At 36.4% G+C, this 20,469-nt stretch carries 17 protein-coding genes and 1 tRNA gene; 12 read left to right on the plus strand and 6 right to left on the minus strand.

Translation table 11 applies throughout. The features are described from left to right. The 9 genes from trpCF (at nt 1) to truB (ending at nt 9,923) form a co-directional block, all read left to right on the plus strand. Nucleotides 1–1,383 (plus strand): bifunctional indole-3-glycerol-phosphate synthase TrpC/phosphoribosylanthranilate isomerase TrpF, encoded by a 1,383-nt coding sequence (gene trpCF, locus B6C84_RS03070; protein WP_165754934.1) that lies wholly within the window; start codon nt 1–3, stop codon nt 1,381–1,383. 23 nt (nt 1,384–1,406) lie between these two features. Next, nucleotides 1,407–2,600, plus strand: a complete 1,194-nt coding sequence (trpB, locus tag B6C84_RS03075) for a tryptophan synthase subunit beta (protein WP_086320999.1) — start codon at nt 1,407–1,409, stop codon at nt 2,598–2,600. Further along, nucleotides 2,597–3,403, plus strand: coding sequence for a tryptophan synthase subunit alpha (gene trpA / locus B6C84_RS03080; protein ID WP_086321000.1), 807 nt, complete (start codon nt 2,597–2,599; stop codon nt 3,401–3,403). The genes trpB and trpA overlap by 4 nt, the downstream gene beginning before the upstream one ends. A gap of 217 nt (nt 3,404–3,620) precedes the next feature. Then, nucleotides 3,621–3,697: transfer RNA gene (locus B6C84_RS03085), tRNA-Met, on the plus strand. A 190-nt stretch (nt 3,698–3,887) separates the two neighbouring features. Continuing rightward, nucleotides 3,888–4,349, plus strand: coding sequence for a ribosome maturation factor RimP (gene rimP / locus B6C84_RS03090; protein WP_065578449.1), 462 nt, complete (start codon nt 3,888–3,890; stop codon nt 4,347–4,349). A gap of 16 nt (nt 4,350–4,365) precedes the next feature. Then, on the plus strand, nt 4,366–5,841 hold the full coding sequence (nusA, locus tag B6C84_RS03095) for a transcription termination factor NusA (RefSeq protein ID WP_065614089.1): 1,476 nt from the start codon (nt 4,366–4,368) through the stop codon (nt 5,839–5,841). A 17-nt stretch (nt 5,842–5,858) separates the two neighbouring features. Further along, entirely contained in the window at nt 5,859–8,510 is a 2,652-nt protein-coding gene (infB, locus tag B6C84_RS03100) for a translation initiation factor IF-2 (protein WP_086321001.1), read from the plus strand. Between the two features lie 66 nt (nt 8,511–8,576). Continuing rightward, the gene (rbfA, locus tag B6C84_RS03105) at nt 8,577–8,954 is read left to right on the plus strand and encodes a 30S ribosome-binding factor RbfA (RefSeq protein WP_034882735.1); all 378 of its coding nucleotides are present in this window, start codon (nt 8,577–8,579) and stop codon (nt 8,952–8,954) included. A 66-nt stretch (nt 8,955–9,020) separates the two neighbouring features. Beyond that, a complete protein-coding gene (gene truB, locus B6C84_RS03110) occupies nt 9,021–9,923 on the plus strand; it encodes a tRNA pseudouridine(55) synthase TruB (protein WP_217332106.1) in 903 nt (300 codons plus the stop codon). Between the two features lie 29 nt (nt 9,924–9,952). On the opposite strand, the gene B6C84_RS03115 is transcribed toward truB, so the two are convergent. Beyond that, nucleotides 9,953–11,002, minus strand: a complete 1,050-nt coding sequence (locus tag B6C84_RS03115; RefSeq protein WP_086354079.1) for a LacI family DNA-binding transcriptional regulator — start codon at nt 11,000–11,002, stop codon at nt 9,953–9,955. A 177-nt stretch (nt 11,003–11,179) separates the two neighbouring features. On the opposite strand from B6C84_RS03115, the gene B6C84_RS03120 reads away from it, so the two are divergent. From B6C84_RS03120 to dnaB, 3 genes are read left to right on the plus strand one after another with little or no spacing between them, the layout of a single operon-like run. Then, nucleotides 11,180–12,187 carry an aspartate-semialdehyde dehydrogenase gene (locus tag B6C84_RS03120; RefSeq protein ID WP_086321004.1) on the plus strand — a complete coding sequence of 336 codons (1,008 nt, stop codon included), beginning with the start codon at nt 11,180–11,182 and terminating at the stop codon, nt 12,185–12,187. Then, the gene (gene truA / locus B6C84_RS03125; RefSeq protein ID WP_086321005.1) at nt 12,174–12,965 is read left to right on the plus strand and encodes a tRNA pseudouridine(38-40) synthase TruA; all 792 of its coding nucleotides are present in this window, start codon (nt 12,174–12,176) and stop codon (nt 12,963–12,965) included. Before B6C84_RS03120 ends, truA begins: the two co-directional genes overlap by 14 nt. A 49-nt stretch (nt 12,966–13,014) precedes the next feature. Next, nucleotides 13,015–14,439: a replicative DNA helicase gene (gene dnaB, locus B6C84_RS03130; protein ID WP_086321043.1), complete on the plus strand. Its 1,425-nt coding sequence runs from the start codon at nt 13,015–13,017 to the stop codon at nt 14,437–14,439. Nucleotides 14,440–14,498: 59 nt separating this feature from the next. On the opposite strand, the gene B6C84_RS03135 is transcribed toward dnaB, so the two are convergent. The 5 genes from B6C84_RS03135 to B6C84_RS03155 all read right to left on the minus strand — a co-directional run bounded on the left by B6C84_RS03135 (nt 14,499) and on the right by B6C84_RS03155 (nt 20,373). Further along, complete coding sequence (locus B6C84_RS03135; RefSeq protein ID WP_065650945.1) at nt 14,499–15,335, minus strand: metal ABC transporter permease; 837 nt, start codon at nt 15,333–15,335, stop codon at nt 14,499–14,501. Then, entirely contained in the window at nt 15,332–16,198 is an 867-nt protein-coding gene (locus B6C84_RS03140; RefSeq protein ID WP_065578440.1) for a metal ABC transporter permease, read from the minus strand. The genes B6C84_RS03135 and B6C84_RS03140 overlap by 4 nt, the downstream gene beginning before the upstream one ends. Continuing rightward, a complete protein-coding gene (locus B6C84_RS03145; RefSeq protein WP_086321006.1) occupies nt 16,199–17,095 on the minus strand; it encodes a manganese/iron ABC transporter ATP-binding protein in 897 nt (298 codons plus the stop codon). Continuing rightward, a complete protein-coding gene (locus B6C84_RS03150) occupies nt 17,095–17,973 on the minus strand; it encodes a metal ABC transporter substrate-binding protein (protein WP_086321044.1) in 879 nt (292 codons plus the stop codon). Before B6C84_RS03150 ends, B6C84_RS03145 begins: the two co-directional genes overlap by 1 nt. Nucleotides 17,974–18,360: 387 nt before the next feature. Next, nucleotides 18,361–20,373: an autotransporter outer membrane beta-barrel domain-containing protein gene (locus B6C84_RS03155; RefSeq protein ID WP_086354080.1), complete on the minus strand. Its 2,013-nt coding sequence runs from the start codon at nt 20,371–20,373 to the stop codon at nt 18,361–18,363. Between the last annotated feature and the right edge of the window lie 96 nt (nt 20,374–20,469).

Genomic DNA, 20,469 nt, shown 5'->3' on the forward strand with positions numbered 1-20,469 from the left:
ATGGCAATTGAAGCATTAACCGAAAATGTTGAAATGGCAACAGTATTAAAAAAAATCATTGAAGATAAACAACTATGGCTGGCTGAACAGCAAGCTAAAAATCCACTGGCTAACTTTAAAAGCAAAGTTGTACCGAGTGATCGTGATTTTTATCAAGCATTAACACAACCGAAAACGGTATTTATCTTAGAATGTAAAAAAGCGTCACCATCTAAAGGCTTAATTCGTGATGATTTTGATCCGGCAACTATTGCTAAAGTTTATAAAGATTATGCTTCAGCGATTTCAGTTTTAACTGATGAAAAATATTTTCAAGGTAGCTTTGAATTTTTGCCTATGGTACGTAATGAAGTCACACAACCAGTACTTTGCAAAGATTTTATTATCGATGAATATCAAATTTACTTAGCGCGATATTATCAAGCGGATGCTATCTTATTAATGTTATCAGTGGTAAATGATGATGAGTATCGCCATCTTAGCCAAATTGCTCATCAACTTAATATGGGAATTTTGACTGAAGCCAGTACGGAACAAGAAGTTGAGCGAGCCATTAATCTTGGCGCCAAAGTTATTGGTATTAATAATCGTAATCTTCGTGATCTGTCAGTAGATTTAAATCGAGTAAAAACATTATCTAAATCTATCCCTGATGATCGAATTATTATCAGTGAATCGGGTATTTACACTCATAATCAAGTTAAAGATCTTAGCCATTATGCTAACGGTTTTTTAATTGGTAGCGCGTTAATGTCTGAGTCAAATTTAAACCTAGCTATTCGTAAAGTGATGTTAGGTGAAAATAAAGTCTGTGGTTTAACCAGAGCGCAGGACGCGATAACTGTCTATCAAGCTGGCGCGATTTATGGCGGATTAATTTTTGTCTCTAATTCACCAAGATATATTACAGCAACTAAAGCACGAAGTGTTATAGCAGCAGCTCCGCTAAATTGGGTGGGTGTTTTTAAAAATAGCGATATAGACGAAGTTTGCCAGATAGCGCAACAATTATCACTTTTCGCAGTGCAATTACATGGTCATGAGGATGATAATTATATTCAAACACTTCGCCAAAAATTGCCAGCAGCCTGTCAAATTTGGAAAGCATTAAGTATTAGTGATAGTATTCCGAACCATGATAATCCATTAGTCTCTCGTTATATATTTGATAATGGCGCCGGTGGAACAGGTAAAAGTTTTAATTGGTCGCTGTTACGTGGCAAAGATTTAAGTAACGTCATTTTAGCTGGTGGTATTAATCCACAAAATGTAAGTGAAGCACTCGCTACTGATGTTGTTGGTGTTGACCTTAACTCGGGCGTTGAAGTTTCACCCGGAATTAAAGATAAACAAAAAATTACAGCAGTATTTGAACAAATTTAACTAATTATATTGAAGGAATGGTTATGTCTAAATTAAATCCTTATTTTGGCGAGTTTGGTGGTCAATATGTACCGCAAATATTAATGCCAGTACTAGAACAACTTGAGGATGCTTTTATATCGGCGATACACGATCCGAGTTTTCAAAAAGAATTTAATGACCTTTTGGTTAACTATGCAGGTCGCCCAACCGCATTAACATTGTGTAAAAATCTTACTGCAGGTACCAAAACAAAACTATATTTAAAACGAGAAGATTTAGTTCATGGTGGAGCCCATAAAACTAACCAAGTCCTAGGCCAAGCATTACTAGCTAAAAGAATGGGTAAAACCGAAATTATTGCCGAAACTGGTGCTGGTCAGCACGGTGTCGCTTCAGCATTAGCTTGCGCATTATTAGGTTTAAAATGCCGGATCTACATGGGAGCCAAAGATGTTAAACGTCAAGCACCGAATGTATTTAGAATGCGACTGATGGGCGCCACTGTTATTCCGGTGGAAACAGGTTCAGCCACGTTAAAAGATGCTTGTAATGAAGCATTACGTGATTGGTCTGGTAGTTATGAAACCGCACACTATATGTTAGGTACAGCTGCTGGACCTCATCCATTTCCGACCATTGTGCGTGAATTTCAACAAATGATTAGTCGTGAAGCAAAACAACAAATTATGGAAAAAGAGGGGCGTTTGCCTGATGCAGTAATCGCCTGTGTTGGCGGTGGTTCAAACGCAATTGGTATGTTTGCTAATTTTATTGATGATAAATCAGTTAGATTAATTGGTGTAGAGCCAGGTGGGCATGGTATTGAAAGTGGTGAACATGGTGCATCGTTAAAACATGGTAAACTCGGTATCTACTTTGGTATGAAAACACCAATGATGCAAACGGATGAAGGGCAAATTGAAGAGTCTTATTCGATTTCTGCTGGTCTTGATTTTCCGGCAGTAGGACCACAACATGCATATTTAGATAGTATTGGTCGAGCGGAATATGTCTCTGCTACTGATGATGAGGCGCTTGAAGCCTTCAAAGCATTATCTCGTAGTGAAGGCATTATTCCTGCATTAGAGTCATCGCATGCATTAGCTTATGCACTGAAAATGATTAAAGAAAATCCAAACAAAGAACAACTATTAATTGTTAATTTATCTGGTCGTGGTGATAAAGATATCTTTACGGTTTATGATGTATTAAAAGCAAAAGGAGAAATAGAATGAGTCGTTATCAAAAACTGTTTGATCGTTTAACAGTCGAAAAACGTGGTGCATTTGTTCCTTTTGTTCCGGTTGGTGACCCAAACCCACAACTTTCAAGTCAAATTATTCAAACTATGATTGATGCTGGGGCTGATGCGTTAGAATTAGGCATTCCTTTTTCTGATCCAATGGCGGATGGACCAACAATTCAAAATGCTAATATTCGTGCTTTTAATGGTGGTATAACCGTTGAAAAATGCTTTGAAATCTTAACTAACATTCGAACTAGTAACCCAGATATTCCTATCGGATTATTAATCTATGCCAATTTAGTTTTTAAAAATGGTATTGACAACTTTTATGCTAAATGCGCCAAAGCTGGTGTTGATTCTGTATTAGTTGCCGATTTACCGGTTGAATATGCACAAGAGTTTACTGGTGTTGCAGAAAAACATGGCATAGCTCCGATATTTATCTGTCCACCTAATGCTGACGATGAGGTGATAACAAATATTGCTAAGCATGGTAAAGGTTATACTTATTTAGTCTCACGAGCTGGTGTAACTGGTACTGAAAATCGTGCGAATAAACCGTTAACTCATTTACTGGAAAAATTGATGGAGTTTAAAGCCCCCCCTGCGATTCAAGGATTTGGTATTTCAGAACCAACTCAAGTGAGTGAAGCAATTAAAGCTGGTGCTGCTGGCGCAATTGCAGGATCGGCAACGGTGAAAATTATTGAAAATAACCTTAATAATCCAGCGAAAATGTTGAGCGAACTAGCTAGTTTCGTTAAAACGATGAAAGCTGCAACGCAAAAATAATAATAGTAAAACTATCCGCTGATTATTCAGCGGAATTTATTACTTGAAAAAACAATAATTGTACTTATATTAACCTTAACTTTAGATTAATTGGAATTAGTTGCGACACAAAATCATAGCAATTTAGTTTTCAATAACTTTAAGGTCTTTTTGTTAATTATGCTATGATTTTCGGTTGCAATTTTTACAAAAGACAGTATAATCTTCAGCCATCTATCGCGGGGTGGAGCAGCTTGGTAGCTCGTCGGGCTCATAACCCGAAGGTCGTTGGTTCAAATCCAGCCCCCGCAACCACTTAAATTTTCATTCATATTAATCTATCCCATTTTTATTGTCTGAAAGTTCGAATCAAGTGGCTTCATTATATTAAATTTTAAATGTAGCCTCGCTTGTCGGGGTTTTTTTATATGTTATGATTTAAACGCAAGTTTAAAAGGAATGTTGGGCTTTATGCCCTTTTTTATTTTCTGCAGTGGAGGTTTGTTTGGCTAATTTAGAACAGCAATTGACCGATATCATTCAAGAACCAGTTAATGCACTTGGTTTTGAGCTAGTTGGTATTGAATATATTCGTGGTCGTTATCCCGTTTTACGCGTATATATTGATAGTGAAAATGGTATTACCGTTGATGATTGTGCTGATGTTAGTCGACAAATTAGTGCGGTACTTGATGTTGAAGACCCTATTACAGATGCCTACAATCTTGAAGTTTCATCTCCAGGTATGGATAGGCCTTTGTTTACGCTTGAACACTATCAACGTTTTGTTGGTGAAGAAGTCATCGTCAGTTTGCGTATTCCGGTTGCCAATCGCCGCAAGTGGAAAGGACAGATTAAATCCATTGAGAATGAAATGATTACGTTTAATGTAGATGGAAATGATGAAGTGTTTGCTTTTAGTAATATTCAAAAAGCAAACATTGTACCAAATTTTAACCTTAAATAGAGTACAGGTGTAAAGGATGAATAAAGAAATTTTAGCTGTTGTTGAAGCAGTATCTAATGAAAAAGCTCTTACCCGAGATAAGATTTTCGAAGCGCTAGAAACCGCATTAGCGACGGCCACTAAAAAGAAACATACTGTTGATATCGACGTTATTGTAAAAATCGATCATAAAACTGGCGATTATGATACGTTTCGTCGTTGGTTAGTAGTGAATGAAGTCACTCAACCTACCAAAGAAATAACCCTTGAAGCAGCACAGTTTGAAGATCCTGATGTAAAATTAGGTGATTATGTAGAAGAACAAATTGAGTCAGTCGCGTTTGACCGTATTACAACCCAAACCGCTAAACAAGTTATTGTCCAAAAAGTACGTGAAGCTGAGCGTGCAATGGTGATTGACATGTTTAGAAACCGAATCGGTGATATCGTGACTGGTATTGTTAAAAAGACCAATCGTGATAGTGTTATCCTTGATTTAGGTAATAACGCTGATGCAATGATGTCTCGCCATGATATGTTACCTCGTGAAAATTTCCGAATTGGTGATCGTGTACGTGGTATTTTATATCTTGTTGAACAAGATAATAAACCAGCACAACTTTGTGTTAGTCGTTCAAATCCTCAAATGATGGAAGAGTTATTCCGCATTGAAGTGCCGGAAATCGGTGAAGAGATGATAGACATTAAAGGTGTATCTCGTGATCCTGGTTCCCGTGCTAAAATTGCGGTTAGCAGTAACGACCGTCGTATTGATCCTGTTGGTGCTTGTGTTGGTATGCGAGGCGCACGTGTTCAAGCTGTTTCAAATGAATTTGGTGGTGAGCGTATCGATATCGTTCTTTGGGATGATAATCCTGCACAATATGTTATCAATGCTATGGCGCCAGCCGATGTTGTGTCAATCGTGGTTGATGAAGATAAACACACTATGGATGTCGCAGTTAATGCTGAAACATTACCACAAGCTATTGGTCGTAACGGACAAAATATTCGTTTAGCATCACAACTTACTGGTTGGACGTTAAATGTCATGAGCACAGAAGATTTGCAAGAAAAACATCAAGCTGAATCTTTTGCAGCAATTAATAATCTAATGAAACATTTAGATATTGAAGAAGATCTTGCCCAGCTTTTAGTTGAAGAAGGTTTTACTTCATTAGAAGAACTAGCTTATGTACCAGTTGAAGAGTTATTAGAAATTGATGAACTTGATGAAGAGCTGGTTGAAGCATTAAGAAATCGAGCAAAAGATGCATTAACAACTATTGCGCTTGCTCATAGTGGTGATAAACGACCTGCCCAAGATTTATTAGATCTACCAGGTATGACACAAGAATTGGCCTATCAATTAGCACAACGAGATGTGGTAACTTTAGAAGATTTAGCTGAACAAGGTACAGATGATCTTGCGGATATTGAAGGTTTAACAAGCACACAAGCTGGCGATTTTATTATGGCTGCCCGTAATATTTGTTGGTTTGCAAATGAATAATTGAGGGAAAGTAATACATGACCAAAGTATCAATCGAAACACTGGCTCAAGAGATAAAAACTCCAGTGGAAACGCTTTTGCAACAGTTTGCTGATGCTGGTATGAAAAAAACCGCATCTGACACTGTGACTCAAAAGGAAAAAGAAGCTTTGCTTGCGCATTTAAAACCTCAGCAAGGCCCAACAAAATTAACTTTGCAACGTAAAACACATTCAACACTTAATGTGTCAAGTGGCGGTGGTAAAAGCAAAGAAATTAAAGTTGAAGTTCGTAAAAAACGAACTATTGTTAAACAAGATCCCGCTGAGTTAGAAAAAGCACGTCTTGAAGCGGAACAAAAAGCCAAACAAGAAGCTGAATTAAAAGCGCGTAAAGAAGTCGAACAAAAGGCAAAATTAGCTGCTGAAGAACAAAAGAAACGTGAAGAAGCAGAAGCTAAAAAGCGTAGTCAAGAACAAAAAGCTAAAGCTGCTCAAGAACAAGCCGCTGATCCAAAAGTGAAAAAAGCACAGGAAGAAAAAGCACGTTTAGAAGCTGAAGCTAACGAAATTAAACGTAAAGCTGAAGAAGAAAACCGCCGTAAACTTGAAGAAGAAGCTAAACGTATGGCGGAAGAAGCGCGCAAACTTGCTGAACAATATAATGAAACAGAAGAAACCAATAATAACAGTGATGATGAAGATTATCACGTAACTACCTCTAAATATGCTCGTGCGGCTGAAGATGATACCGATCGTGAAGTCGAAGGAGGTCGAGGTCGTGGTCGTGGTACTAAACAGACTAAACAGAAAAAAGCTAGCAAATTATCTGAAGGTAAAGCTGAACGTGAAGAAGCTCGAGCTGTAACTCGTGGTAACCACAAGAAAAAAGGCAAAAGTACTTTACAACAAGGTTTTAACAAACCAGTTCAGGCTGTTAACCGAGATGTAATTATTGGTGAAACCATCACTGTTGCCGAGCTAGCTAACAAAATGGCTGTAAAAGGCTCAGAAGTTATCAAAACCATGATGAAAATGGGGGCAATGGCAACTATTAATCAGGTTATTGACCAAGAAACAGCACAATTGGTAGCTGAAGAAATGGGACACAAAGTGGTACTTCGTCGTGAAAACGAACTTGAAGAATCACTAATGAGCGACCGTGATACAGGTGCTGAAAAAGTATCACGCGCTCCAGTTGTGACTATCATGGGACACGTCGACCATGGTAAAACATCACTTCTTGACTATATTCGTAAAGCGAAAGTTGCTTCAGGTGAAGCCGGTGGTATTACTCAGCATATTGGTGCTTACCATGTTAAAACCTCAAGTGGTGAAATCACTTTCTTAGATACTCCTGGCCATGCTGCATTTACTTCAATGCGTGCTCGGGGTGCTAAAGCAACGGATATCGTGGTACTTGTTGTTGCTGCCGATGATGGTGTAATGCCACAAACAATTGAAGCTATTCAGCATGCAAAAGCTGCGAATGTGCCAATCGTTGTTGCTGTAAATAAGATTGATAAACCAGAAGCCGATCCTGAGCGCGTGAAAGGTGAACTGGCTCAATATGGCGTTATGTCAGAAGATTGGGGTGGTGATACTCAGTTTGTTCATGTTTCAGCTAAAGCAGGTACAGGTATCGACCAACTACTTGAAGCGATCTTATTACAAGCTGAAGTACTTGAATTAACTGCCTACGAAACTGGAATGGCAAGCGGTGTTGTTATTGAGTCATTCCTTGATAAAGGTCGTGGTTCTGTTGCTACCGTACTAGTTCAATCAGGTACACTACGTAAAGGCGATATTGTACTGTGTGGTTTCGAATATGGACGTATTCGTGCGATGCGTAACGAATTAGGTAAAGAAGTTACTGAAGCTGGTCCTTCAATTCCGGTAGAGATTTTAGGTCTGTCTGGCGTACCGTCAGCCGGTGATGAAGCGACAGTTGTGCGTGATGAAAAGAAAGCTCGTGAAGTAGCCCTATATCGTCAAGGTAAATTCCGTGATGTTAAACTAGCTCGTCAACAGAAAGCTAAACTTGAAAACATGTTTACTAACATGACGGAAGGTGATGTATCTGAACTTAATATTGTCCTTAAAGCTGACGTACAAGGTTCTGTTGAAGCAATTTCTGATTCATTACTTAAACTATCTACTGATGAAGTTAAAGTTAAAATCATTGGTTCAGGTGTAGGTGGGATTACTGAAACTGACGCATCACTTGCTGCAGCATCTAATGCAATTATTTTAGGTTTTAACGTTCGTGCTGATGCATCTGCGCGTAAAGTTGTAGAGGCTGAAAACTTAGACTTACGTTATTATTCAGTTATTTATGACCTTATTGATGAAGTTAAACAAGCAATGAGCGGTATGCTTGCCCCTGAATATAAGCAAGAAATTATTGGCCTTGCCGAAGTACGTGATGTCTTTAAATCACCTAAATTTGGTGCAATTGCAGGTTGTATGGTAACTGAAGGTGTAGTTAAACGCCATAATCCAATTCGTGTATTACGTGATAACGTGGTTATCTATGAAGGCGAACTTGAATCATTACGTCGCTTCAAAGATGATGTTAACGAAGTTCGTAATGGTATGGAATGTGGTATTGGTGTTCGTAACTATAACGATGTTCGTGTCGGTGATAATATCGAAGTCTTTGAAACTGTCGAAATCAAACGTACTATTTAATTAATACGTTAACATGTTATAAGCAAGGTTTTAACCTTGCTTATTCACATTTTAAGGAAAATAGGTATGGCAAAAGCATTTAATCGATCATCTCGAGTTGGACATGAATTACAAAAAGAGATTGCGATTATTTTACAGCGTGAAATCAAAGATCCACGCTTAGGCATGGTGACTGTTTCTGGTGTAGATATTTCACGTGATCTCTCTTATGCCAAAGTATTTGTCACTTTTTTAAATGATGATGATCCACAAGTTATTGAACAAGGATTGAATGTCTTAAATGATGCAAAAGGGTATATTCGAACGTTGATCGGTAAAGCCATGCGTTTACGAATTATTCCTGAAATTAAATTCTTTTATGATGAATCGCTTGTCAAAGGTATGCAGATGTCTAGTTTAGTCTCTGATGTGATTAAGCAAGACAACGAACGTCATAAAGATTAATAATTAAAAGCACTCAATTTTTGTAAAAAATATTGAGGAGTGTTATCCGTTTCAATTTAAATATCTATGATGAATATAAAGAAAATTCGCCGTGATGTTCACGGCGTTTTGTTATTAGACAAACCACAAGGCATGACATCAAATGATGCCTTACAAAAAGTGAAAAGACTATTTAATGCTAAAAAGGCAGGTCATACTGGTGCTCTCGATCCTTTAGCAACCGGAATGCTACCGATTTGTTTTGGCGAAGCAACTAAATTTTCACAATACTTATTAGATTCTGACAAGCGTTATCGAGTAATTGCTAAATTGGGTGAGCGCACAGACACATCTGATGCTGATGGACAAATAATCTGTACTAAACCTGTTGATGTTACTCAACTTCAAATAGAGCAAGCATTAACTCATTTTCGCGGTGACATTTTACAAGTTCCAACCATGTTTTCGGCGTTAAAATATCAAGGTAAGCCGCTTTATGAATATGCTCGTCAAGGTATTGTCATTGAGCGAGAAGCCAGACCGATCACGGTTTACGAAAACCAATTTATTCAATACGATTCGGCTAAACAGGAATTAACGTTAGAGATCCATTGTTCAAAAGGGACTTATATCCGTACTATCATTGATGATTTAGGTGAATTACTTGGATGTGGAGCTCATGTGATTTATTTAAGACGTTTGCAAGTGTCAAATTATCCAATCGATAAAATGATTAGCTTGGATGAGTTAGAAAATATTACTGATAAAACACAATTACTCATGCCGGTAGATAGTCCATTACAAGATAGCCCGAAAGTGCAATTGAATGATAGCCAAGGTAGCGATATCTTATTAGGTAGAACAATTAAATTAGCTGACAGTGTAGCAGTAGAAACTTTAGTTAGAATATATCAAGATCAACAATTTATTGGTGCTGGTATTCAACTATTGGATAAATTGTCACCTAAAAGATTGATTTCAACTTCTTAATTTTTTTATTACCTTTCATTAACAGAAGATTAGTTAATAAAAAAAGCTTCAGTTTCAATAATATGGCATCGTGCTAACGATGTCATATTTTGTTTAAGTAAATCACAAAGTAAGTGTACTGATTTATTGCCCATTTCATAGAGTGGTTTGTTAATTCTATTCAATTTATCCAAATCATTATATTGATATTCATTGCTATGGCTAATATAAGCAATTGACATTGATTTTAACTGATTTGATTGGCTTTCATTGACTTGATGTAAGGCTCCAAATAGAGAACGATAACAAGATAAATAATTTTGTGCATGATAACTATCTGAATCGAAGAAGGACAAACTGCTTAAATCTTCAAAAATAATAGCTGTTGGTGGTTTATTACTATTTAATAAGGTTTTAATTGCATCTCGTCCATGTTCATAAGTTAAACAGCCTTGAATGATATAGTCAGAATCAATTGGTAAATTATATCGTTGAAAGGATTGTTGATAACCTTGGAGGAAAAAAGATGAGTTAATACTTTTATCGCTATTAACAAAAATAGCGATCCGTTGGTTACCTTTTTTAATTAACTGTTGCGTTGTTTTAAAACCAATTGTGAGATGATCAAAATAGACACAAGAAAAATTATGTTTGTAATGATTTACAAATACCATTGGCGGTAATGATTTTTTATAACTATATAGATTCTCCAAATAAGGTGCTTGATTAATTATTAAAATACCAATAAAGCGATTTTGAGTAATGTAATGAATCAAATGATAAATATCACTATCGTCTTGGTAAGAAAATTGTAGATAGCAAAATTGTAATTTAACTTCATATAAAGCTTGTTCAATACCGTAATTGATTAAACTTTTTGAAATAAGTTGATTATCAATAATTAATATTCTATTACTGGTATGATCTAGTTGGTAGTTTTTCAAGTTTTCTGAGAGATCAACATTTAAGGCTTTCATTGCTTGATAAACAACAGATTGGGTTTGTGACGATGTCATATTCGGCGTTCTTAGTACTCTAGATACAGATGCCACTGAGACCTTAGCTTTTTTCGCAATCGCTGATAATGTAATTTTTGCCATAATTCTTACTGAAACCGAACAACAGATAAAATTACTTTAACGAAGAACAGCGAAATTGTAATTAGCTAATATCTATTTTTTCGAGCAAGATTCCAAAGTTAGAAAACATCTTTTTGCGAAATATTTGGCAATATAGTGGTATAATTGTCACTAAATTTTTTAATTCGGGTTTATCATATGTCTGCATGGAATATTGCCATTGTTGGTGCGACAGGACAAGTGGGTTCTGCGCTAATTGAGTTATTAAATAACTCAAAAACTATTGAAATTGAAAATCTCTATTTAGTCGGTAGCGACAACAGCGCCGGTGAAGTTGTGCGCTTTGCGGGTAAAAATTTAACGGTAATTGATAGTGAGCAGATGGATTGGAGCCAATGCCATTTTGCTTTTTTTGTTGCCGGCAGTAAAACCAGCGAAAAATATGCTCAAACAGCCGCACAAGCAGGTTGTATTGTTATCGATGCTAGTGGCTTTTTTGCTGATCAAGATCATATTCCATTAATTGTACCGAAAGTAAATAACAGTGTACTAACCGAATATCGCAATGAAAACATCATTGCTGTAGCTAGCCCAACGGTATGTCAATTATTGCGTTGCGTGGCGTCATTAGCTGATATCCAGTTGTTAACTAATCTACATGTAAGTAGCTTTATTCCTTCTTCATTATATGGCAAACCAGGTGTTGACGAACTTGCTGGGCAAAGTGCTCGGTTACTAAATGGTATGCCTGTTGATAATCAATTGTTTGACAATCAACTTGCTTTTAACTTATTACCTGTTTCCCATGAGTCTGACCACCTAAGTTTAGGTGAACACTCACAAGTTAATCAAATCCGTAAAGTGATAAGCAATTATGATTTACCTATCTCTATTGAATCAGTTATTGTTCCGGTATTTTATGGATTGGCTCAAGCGGTTAATGTTTCAAGCAGTTTACCAATTGAATTAGATATGGCTCGTTTTGGTGAATTCGGCGTTGAAGTAAAAAGTGAAGATTTACCAACACCGGTAACCGAAGTAAATACTGATGCTGAAAGTAATCTGACGATCAAACTCGCTAATTTACGACACAGCTATGGTAATTATGAGCAAATCCAATTTTGGTCAGTGGCGGATAATGTCCGTTATTTAGGTGGTTTAATGTTAATCGAGACGTTAGAGATCTTAATTAATGACTACCTGTAAGATTGCCTTAGGTATCGAATATGATGGTAGCGGTTATTTTGGTTGGCAACGTCAACAACATGTTGATTCAGTACAACAAAGATTAGAATCAGCTTTGTCAGTAATCGCTAATGAACCTATCGTGGTATTTTGCGCTGGGAGAACTGATGCCGGAGTTCATGCAACAGGGCAAGTCATTCATTTTGAAACCACTGCTCAGCGTGCTGAAGGAGCATGGACAATGGGCGTCAATTCCCATCTTCCTGATAATATTGCTGTACGCTGGGCAAAAAGTGTTGATGATAGTTTTCATGCTAGATTTAGCGCAACAGCTCGCCGTTATCGATATATCATTTATAATCATCGTTATCGTCCGGCTATTTTAGCTAAAGGTGTGTCACATTATTATCTGCCATTAAATGAAAAGCTTATGCATCAAGCAGCACAATATTTATTAGGTGAAAATGACTTTTCATCATTTAGAGCTGCACAATGTCAGTCACGGACTCCATGGCGTAATATTCATCATATTGAAGTTACAAGACAGGGTGAATATGTTATTGTCGATATTAAAGCTAATGCCTTTGTTCACCATATGGTGCGTAATATTGTTGGCAGTTTATTAGAAGTTGGTGCTGGTAACCAATCATCGCAATGGATCGAAGCTTTATTAGCGGCAAAAGATCGTACCCAAGCAGCAGCAACGGCAAAACCTGAAGGATTATATTTAGTTCAGGTGGATTATCCATTAGAATATCAACTTCCTAATTGCGCTTTAGGCCCATTATTTATACAGTAAGCTAATTAGTTATAGGTTAAATGAATTTAAAAATACAAAGATGAATGCAATGAAAAATGATGAAACAAGTTCGAATAAAGAACTGAAAAATCAAGACGCAAAAAAATCAAAATTGCAAAATATAAAGTTGCCTCCTCATTCTATTGAGGCAGAACAAGCTGTGCTTGGTAGCCTAATGTTGGATAATCAACGTTGGGATGTTGTCGCAGAAATGATTACTGACCGTGATTTTTATTCTCGTCATCATCAATTAATATTTTCAGAAATGCATACCTTAGTCAGTCGTGGTACTCCGATTGATTTAATTACACTTTCTGAAAGTTTAGAAAGTAAGGATTTACTGATCGATGTTGGTGGATTTGCGTATTTAGCTGAACTTTCTAAAAATACTCCTAGTGCGATTAATGTGGTTGCGTATACCGATATTATTCGTCAACAAGCTATATTGCGTGAATTGATTAGTGCTTCAAATGAGATAGCCGACAACTGCTACTCAACTGAAGGTCGAGATAGTACGGAAATTTTAGACTTAGCTGAAAGCAAAATTTTCCAAATTGCCGAAAGTCGTACCAAGCAAGGTGAAGGGCCGAAAAATATTACCGATGTGCTTGAAGCTACGGTAGCAAAAATTGAAGAACTATTCCAACGCCCACATGATGGAGTGACTGGAGTATCAACAGGTTTCCTTGACCTAGACAAGAAAACCGCAGGTTTACAACGTTCAGATTTAATTATTATTGCTGCTCGTCCATCAATGGGTAAAACCACATTTGCTATGAATCTTTGTGAAAATGCCGCCATGATGCAAGAAAAACCGGTTCTTATTTTTAGTCTTGAGATGCCGTCAGAGCAAATTATGATGCGTATGTTAGCATCGCTATCACGTGTCGATCAAACTCGTATTCGTACTGGTCAACTACAAGATGATGACTGGGCTAGGATATCGAGCACTATGGGCTTACTCCTTGAGAAGAAAAATATCTATATCGATGACTCATCAGGATTAACACCTATGGAGTTGCGTTCACGAGCACGACGAATCTATCGTGAACATAAAGGATTAAGTATGATCATGGTCGATTATTTACAGCTTATGCGTGTACCTAATATTTCTGAAAACCGAACACTTGAGATCGCTGAAATTTCACGCTCATTAAAAGCCTTAGCAAAAGAATTGCAAATCCCAGTTGTTGCACTTTCGCAGCTTAACCGTAGCTTAGAGCAACGCGCCGATAAACGACCTGTTAACTCTGACTTACGTGAATCAGGCTCTATTGAACAAGATGCTGACGTGATTATGTTTATCTATCGTGATGAAGTCTATAATGAAGCGTCGGAACATAAAGGTATTGCCGAAATCATCTTAGGTAAACAGCGTAATGGTCCAATAGGTAAAGTGAGATTAAAATTCCAAGGTCAATTTTCAAGATTTGATAATTATGCTGATGCCGGTAAATATTTAGATGATGAATAATAAACTCAACTAAATAACTAGTGTAAATGTGAAAAAACATAACATTTACACTAGATCAATTAACGTTTTATCTTATGGTTAGCATAGACTCGATAAAACTGAGCCATAACAAAGATAAACGCCTGTAAAATCACAATACAAGCACTGGTTGAGGCATCTAGATGAAAACTGATTAATGTACCGGTTACCGTCGAAAAAGCTGATACAATCACCGCAATCACTAACATCTTTTCAAAACGTTTGGTTAACAAAAATGCAGTAATACCTGGGGCAATTAGCATTGCAATAACTAAGATAACACCTGCCGCTTTAAGTGATCCAACAATGGTTAGCGCCAAAATACTTAATAAACCGTAATGCAATAATTTAACTGGTAAACCAACCACTTTGGCTTGTACGGCATCAAAGCAGTACAACATTAAATCGCGGCGCTTAACAATCACTATAACCGAAACAATGCCTGCAATAGCAATAATCTGTATTAATTCTTGATAACTAGTACCTAATACGCTACCAAATAGAATATGGTTTAAATGTTGGGATGTTTCTACTTTAGAAAATAACACCAAGCCAAAAGCAAACATTCCCGAAAAAACAATACCCATCACGGTATCTTCTTTAATTCGACTGTTTTCCTTAATATAACCGGTAGCGACAGAACAAAATAATCCTGAAGCAAACGCACCTATCATTAGGGGGATTCCAATTAAATAAGCGAGTACAATACCAGGTAATACTGCATGAGAAATAGCATCCCCCATTAATGACCAGCCTTTTAATACTAAAAAACATGACAGCAAAGCACAAACAATCCCCGTAGCTAAGGCGGCCAGAATAGCACGTTGAACAAAAGGAATTGTTAGGGGATGATAAATAAGCTCCCATAATATAGTCATACTGCTCCCCCTTTAATACGTCTTGCTTGCTTAATTCGACGACGGTTTGAAATCAATCCTTGTCTTGGCGCAAAGAAGAAAGCAGTCAAAAAGATTAAGGTTTGCAGTGTCACAATTACGCCACCGGTTTCACCATTTAAAAAATAACTTATCCAAGCGCCAATTGCACTAGTTGATGCACCAATAACCACTGAAATAATTAATAACCTTGTAAACCTATCCGTGAGTAAGTAAGCGGTTGCTCCTGGCGTTACCACCATCGCAATGACTAATATTGCTCCCACAGTTTGCAGAGCTGCAACCGTACAAGCACTTAAAATAGTGAAGAATAAAATCTTTAATGGTAATGGTTTTAAACCAATAGAGCGTGCATGTGTTTCATCAAAAAACACCACTAACAGATCTTTCCAGAATAAGAGTAATAAAATAAATGAAACCAGAATGATGATTTGCACTTGTCTCATATCACTATCATCAATTCCCAAAATATTCCCAAAAATAATGGTTTGGGCATTAATTGAGGTTGGATTTAATGAGATGATTAAAAGGCCAATAGCAAAAAAGGTTGAAAAGATAAAACCTATAATTGCATCTTCTTTTAAACGAGTAAAAGCACGGACAATGATTATTGATAAGGCAGCCAACAATCCTGTAAAAAACGCCCCAACCGAATAAGGATAGCCGATCGCATAGGCACCAGCCACACCTGGTACTACAGAGTGGGAAAGGGCATCACCCATTAAAGACCAGCCTTTTAACATCAAAAACGCCGATAAAAATGCACAAGCGGCGCCAACTATACTACTTACCCAAATAGCTTTTAACATAAAGCCATAGGTAAAAGGTTCTAGAAGTAGTTCCATTTAGTTTTGCCCTTTAGGTTCAATTATCGTTGGTTCGACTAATAAATCCTGATGAGATGAACTATCACTACCTTCACCGTAAAATACAGCAGCACGTTCGTCATCAGTTAAAATCGACATCTTGCGAGGATCTTCATCCTCATGCAATTGTTCACCTGATAAGCTTAAATAACGTAGAGCACCACCAAAAGTTGTCATCAAATTTTGTGGTGTAAAGGTGGTTTTTGTTTCGCCAAAAGCTAATACGGTTTGGTTAATTAACACCACTTGATCACAAAATTCAGGGACACTACCTAAATTGTGGGTAGAAACCAAAATTAAATGGCCTTCATCACGAAGATCTTTAAGCAGATCGATAATGGCATTTTCTGTTTTAACATCAACGCCAGTAAATGGCTCGTCTAACAACAATACCTTACCTTGCTGAGCCAAAGCTCTTGCTAAAAAAACACGTTTTTTTTGACCACCAGAAAGTTGACCAATCTGGCGATGTTTAAAATCCAACATATTGACCCGTTCGAGCGCCAAATCGACTTGTCTTTTGTCCTCTTTACTTGGTATTCGCAAAAAAGACATGTGACCATAGCGTCCCATCATCACCACATCAGAAACTAAAACCGGAAAATCCCAATCGACTTCCTCAGTTTGTGGAACATAGGCAATAATATTTTGCTTCAATGCTTGTTTTACCGAAATATTATTAAAAGTCACTTGTCCTTTAGTTGGTTTTATCATGCCCATAATGCTTTTAAATAGTGTCGATTTACCACTACCATTAACGCCAACCAGCGCACAGATTGTGCCACCATTTAAGCGAAAGCTTGCATCATGAATTGCGGTGTGACCGTTATTATAAGTCACGTTAATATCATCAACATTTAAGCAAATTTGAGTCATTATTTTTCAAATCCTTTAGCGATTGTTTCAACAGTCACTTTTAACAAATCGATATAAGTTGGTACTGGGCCATCTTGAGTTGAAAGTGAATCAACATATAACACACCACCGTATTTAGCACCGGTTTCTTTACTGACTTGTTTAGCTGGTTTATCTGAAATGGTGCTTTCACTAAATAAGACCGGAATATTATTCGCTCGAACTAGATCAATAAGGCTTTTAACTTGTTTGGGCGTGCCTTGTTGCTCGGCATTAATTGGCCATAAGTAAGCTTCTTTAAGATTATAATCACGCGCTAAATAACTGAATGCCCCTTCACTAGTCACTAACCAACGTTGTGATTCTGGAATTTTAGCTAAACGCTCACGAAGTGGGGCATCTAGCGCTTTAATTTTAGCTACATAATCTGCGGCATTCTTATTATAGATTTCGGCATTTTTAGGATCATATTTAACAAAAGCGGCTCGAATATTCTCAATATAGGTTAAAGCTAAGGTTGGTGACATCCAAGCATGTGGATTTGGGTTACCTTTATAACTGCCTTCTTGAATTGGCATTGGATCGATTCCTTCTGTAACTACAACTGAAGGTACATCTTTAATATCCTCAAAAAAACGTTTAAACCAAAGTTCCAAGTTTAAACCATTCCAAAGCACTAAATCAGCAGAAAGAGCTTTAGTAATATCTTTTGGGGTAGGATCGTATTCATGAATTTCGGCTCCTACCTTAGTAATGGATTCAACAATTGCAGCATCACCGGCAACGTTTTGGGCAATATCTTGAATGACGGTAAATGTGGTAACCACTTTAAATTTCTTTTCATCAGCCGATGCTGAATTAGCTAAGCCAGTTAAAACTAACAATGATGTTAATATCATGTTTAATAATGTTTTGCGGCTTTTAAAAAAATTAAATTTCATTAGCGAATCCTTATTAAATACTACCTTTTCAAGCTAGATTGAAATATAAAAATAAGTTATAGATAAAATTAGTTAGAAATGAATGAAATCCTTTTCTAAATAAACTCCTAATAACAAAACTATAATATTTAAATGCTAATGAGAATTATTATCATTTAATTAATGAAAGTCAAATTATTTTTATAACTAATTCGATTAATGTTAAATAAAGATACAAAAAAAGCGTAGATAGATACATCTATTAGATTGATAGCTAATGTAGTGTCAAAGGCGAGATAATTGGAAATTCCCACGCCAAATAATCAACGTGGGATGAATAGATAAAAATTTAAGCTAAATAATGAATTAAAAAGAGTAACGATATCCACCATTAACCTGTAATAAATCAAATTTATTACCCGGAGAACTTTCTAAATCCAAATAGATATTATGTTTTTGGTTGAAATTGGCGTTTATGCCAACACCATTATTCCACCAATTACCTTTGAATGAGTGGCTTTCTTTATGGTTATTTAGTTTATAGTAGGTATCGCCATCAAACTCTCTTACAATACCAGTTTTAGCATAGAGATTAATGCTATTTTTATCTGATTTATATTCATAGCCAAATAGAGCAGATGCTCGACCAAGTAATGAATAGTAGTTGCCTAATTTAACATTAAGCCCATTAGATGCATTAATCGTGTTACCATTTTGATGACTGTAAGAGAATTGCGTTTGTGGTTCAATATAAAAATCATTAATTTTGAATTTTTGACCTAATTCCATTGATAAGCCAAGCCCATTAGAATGCCCTGTACCTTGAATGCGATTATTAGCGGTATCTTTAACTTTAAAGTGATTTTTTTGCCGATCATATTTGACTACACTATCAATATAAAAACCACTGTTATCTAAATAAGTTGCATATATCCCGGTGTTAAATGAACGTAATGAACCATCACCATTACGATAATCCGGATTACCATAAGTTTGCCCGACAAAAGCCCCAATAACAAAAGGTGAATTTTCAGATAGTTGTTTATCTGCACCAAATTGGAAACCATGGTAACTCATATCAAATTTGCTTAATTTACCACCAGAAAACGAATCTAATTTACCAGTAAAACCTCGTAACCAAACATCCCCAAACTTACCACTAGTACGCATATCACCTAAACGTTTTAAAAGGGTTTGAGTTTCAACATAGTTCATTAAATAATTGGCATTAAGAAATCCAGCACTGGCCATAGCTGATGAAGTAATCGGCTTACCAGTTAACACATAATCTTTCCCATCTTTATTTAAACTATATTGATAACCACCAAGCTCAACATCATGATTAGTTTTAAATTCAGCGGTATTTGTTGCATTGTCATCGATTTCAACTAAAGTTAACTTTTCATTACCTGTAGTTTGTGCAGAACCATTATTTATTAAGTTTATCGTATGGGTGCCTTCTGCAGAGACAGTTCGATTAGTGTCAGATGATTTTGAGATAATAATTTTATCACTTTGTTGTGAAGCAATATCGGTGCGTAAATTAAAGGTTGAAGCACCTTTTAAATTCTCAATTACTAGCTCGCCAAAGTTATTACTTCTGGTAAAATTAGTGAAGGTTATATCTCCTTGCCCTGATAGTTCAGTAATATAAGAGTAATCGCCGACAATTTCCCAAGAAGAGCCTTTGGCCAGATTCATTTTTATGATTCCTGTGGTATCTTGACCAGGGTAGTCGGGATCATCTGGATCACCAAATGCTGAAACCTCACCGACAATTTTAGATCCAGCAGCTAGGTCTAAAATAACTGTACCACCAAAATTTGTGAATATATCACCATTTATTATCGATTTATTATTTATTTTAACTGTTCCATTATCAATAGCATAAATATCACCGTTAATAAATGACTCACCATTTAATATTAAATTTCCTTTTGATACCACAATAGCGTCGGAATCATCAGGATTATCAACAGTTAAGGTTGTTTTTCCATTAATAATAACTGTTGAATTTTTATCAAGTAATGCAATAGCATCAATATTTTCCCCTTTTACACCAATGTTGAGGTCACCATCAAAAACTGTTGATGACTGAGGGCCTATACCATTCAAAGATCGAATACCATGAATGTATACACCACTTTCGAGATTATGAATATCGTCTCTTGACATATTTATTGTGACATTATTTTTGAAAATGGTGTTACTGCCAGAAGTTATATTTATACCAGCTAAAACTTCAGTTCCAGAGCGTTCAAAATCATGAGTAATTGGAATATTGACTTCTTCAGTAAAAGTTTGGCTGCCTTGTAAATTCAGCGCGTTAACAGCTAGGGGGGTAGTTAGGGATAGTCCTATAAGTACTCTTTTCTTCATTGATTTGTTCCTTCTTTCCTTAATTAATCAAAAAGACTAACATATAAACACTAACCGCTCAAAAAATATTCGCCTACATTATTATAATTAATGATT

The sequence above is a fragment of the Gilliamella apis genome (assembly GCF_002142155.1).
Taxonomy (GTDB): domain Bacteria; phylum Pseudomonadota; class Gammaproteobacteria; order Enterobacterales; family Orbaceae; genus Gilliamella; species Gilliamella apis.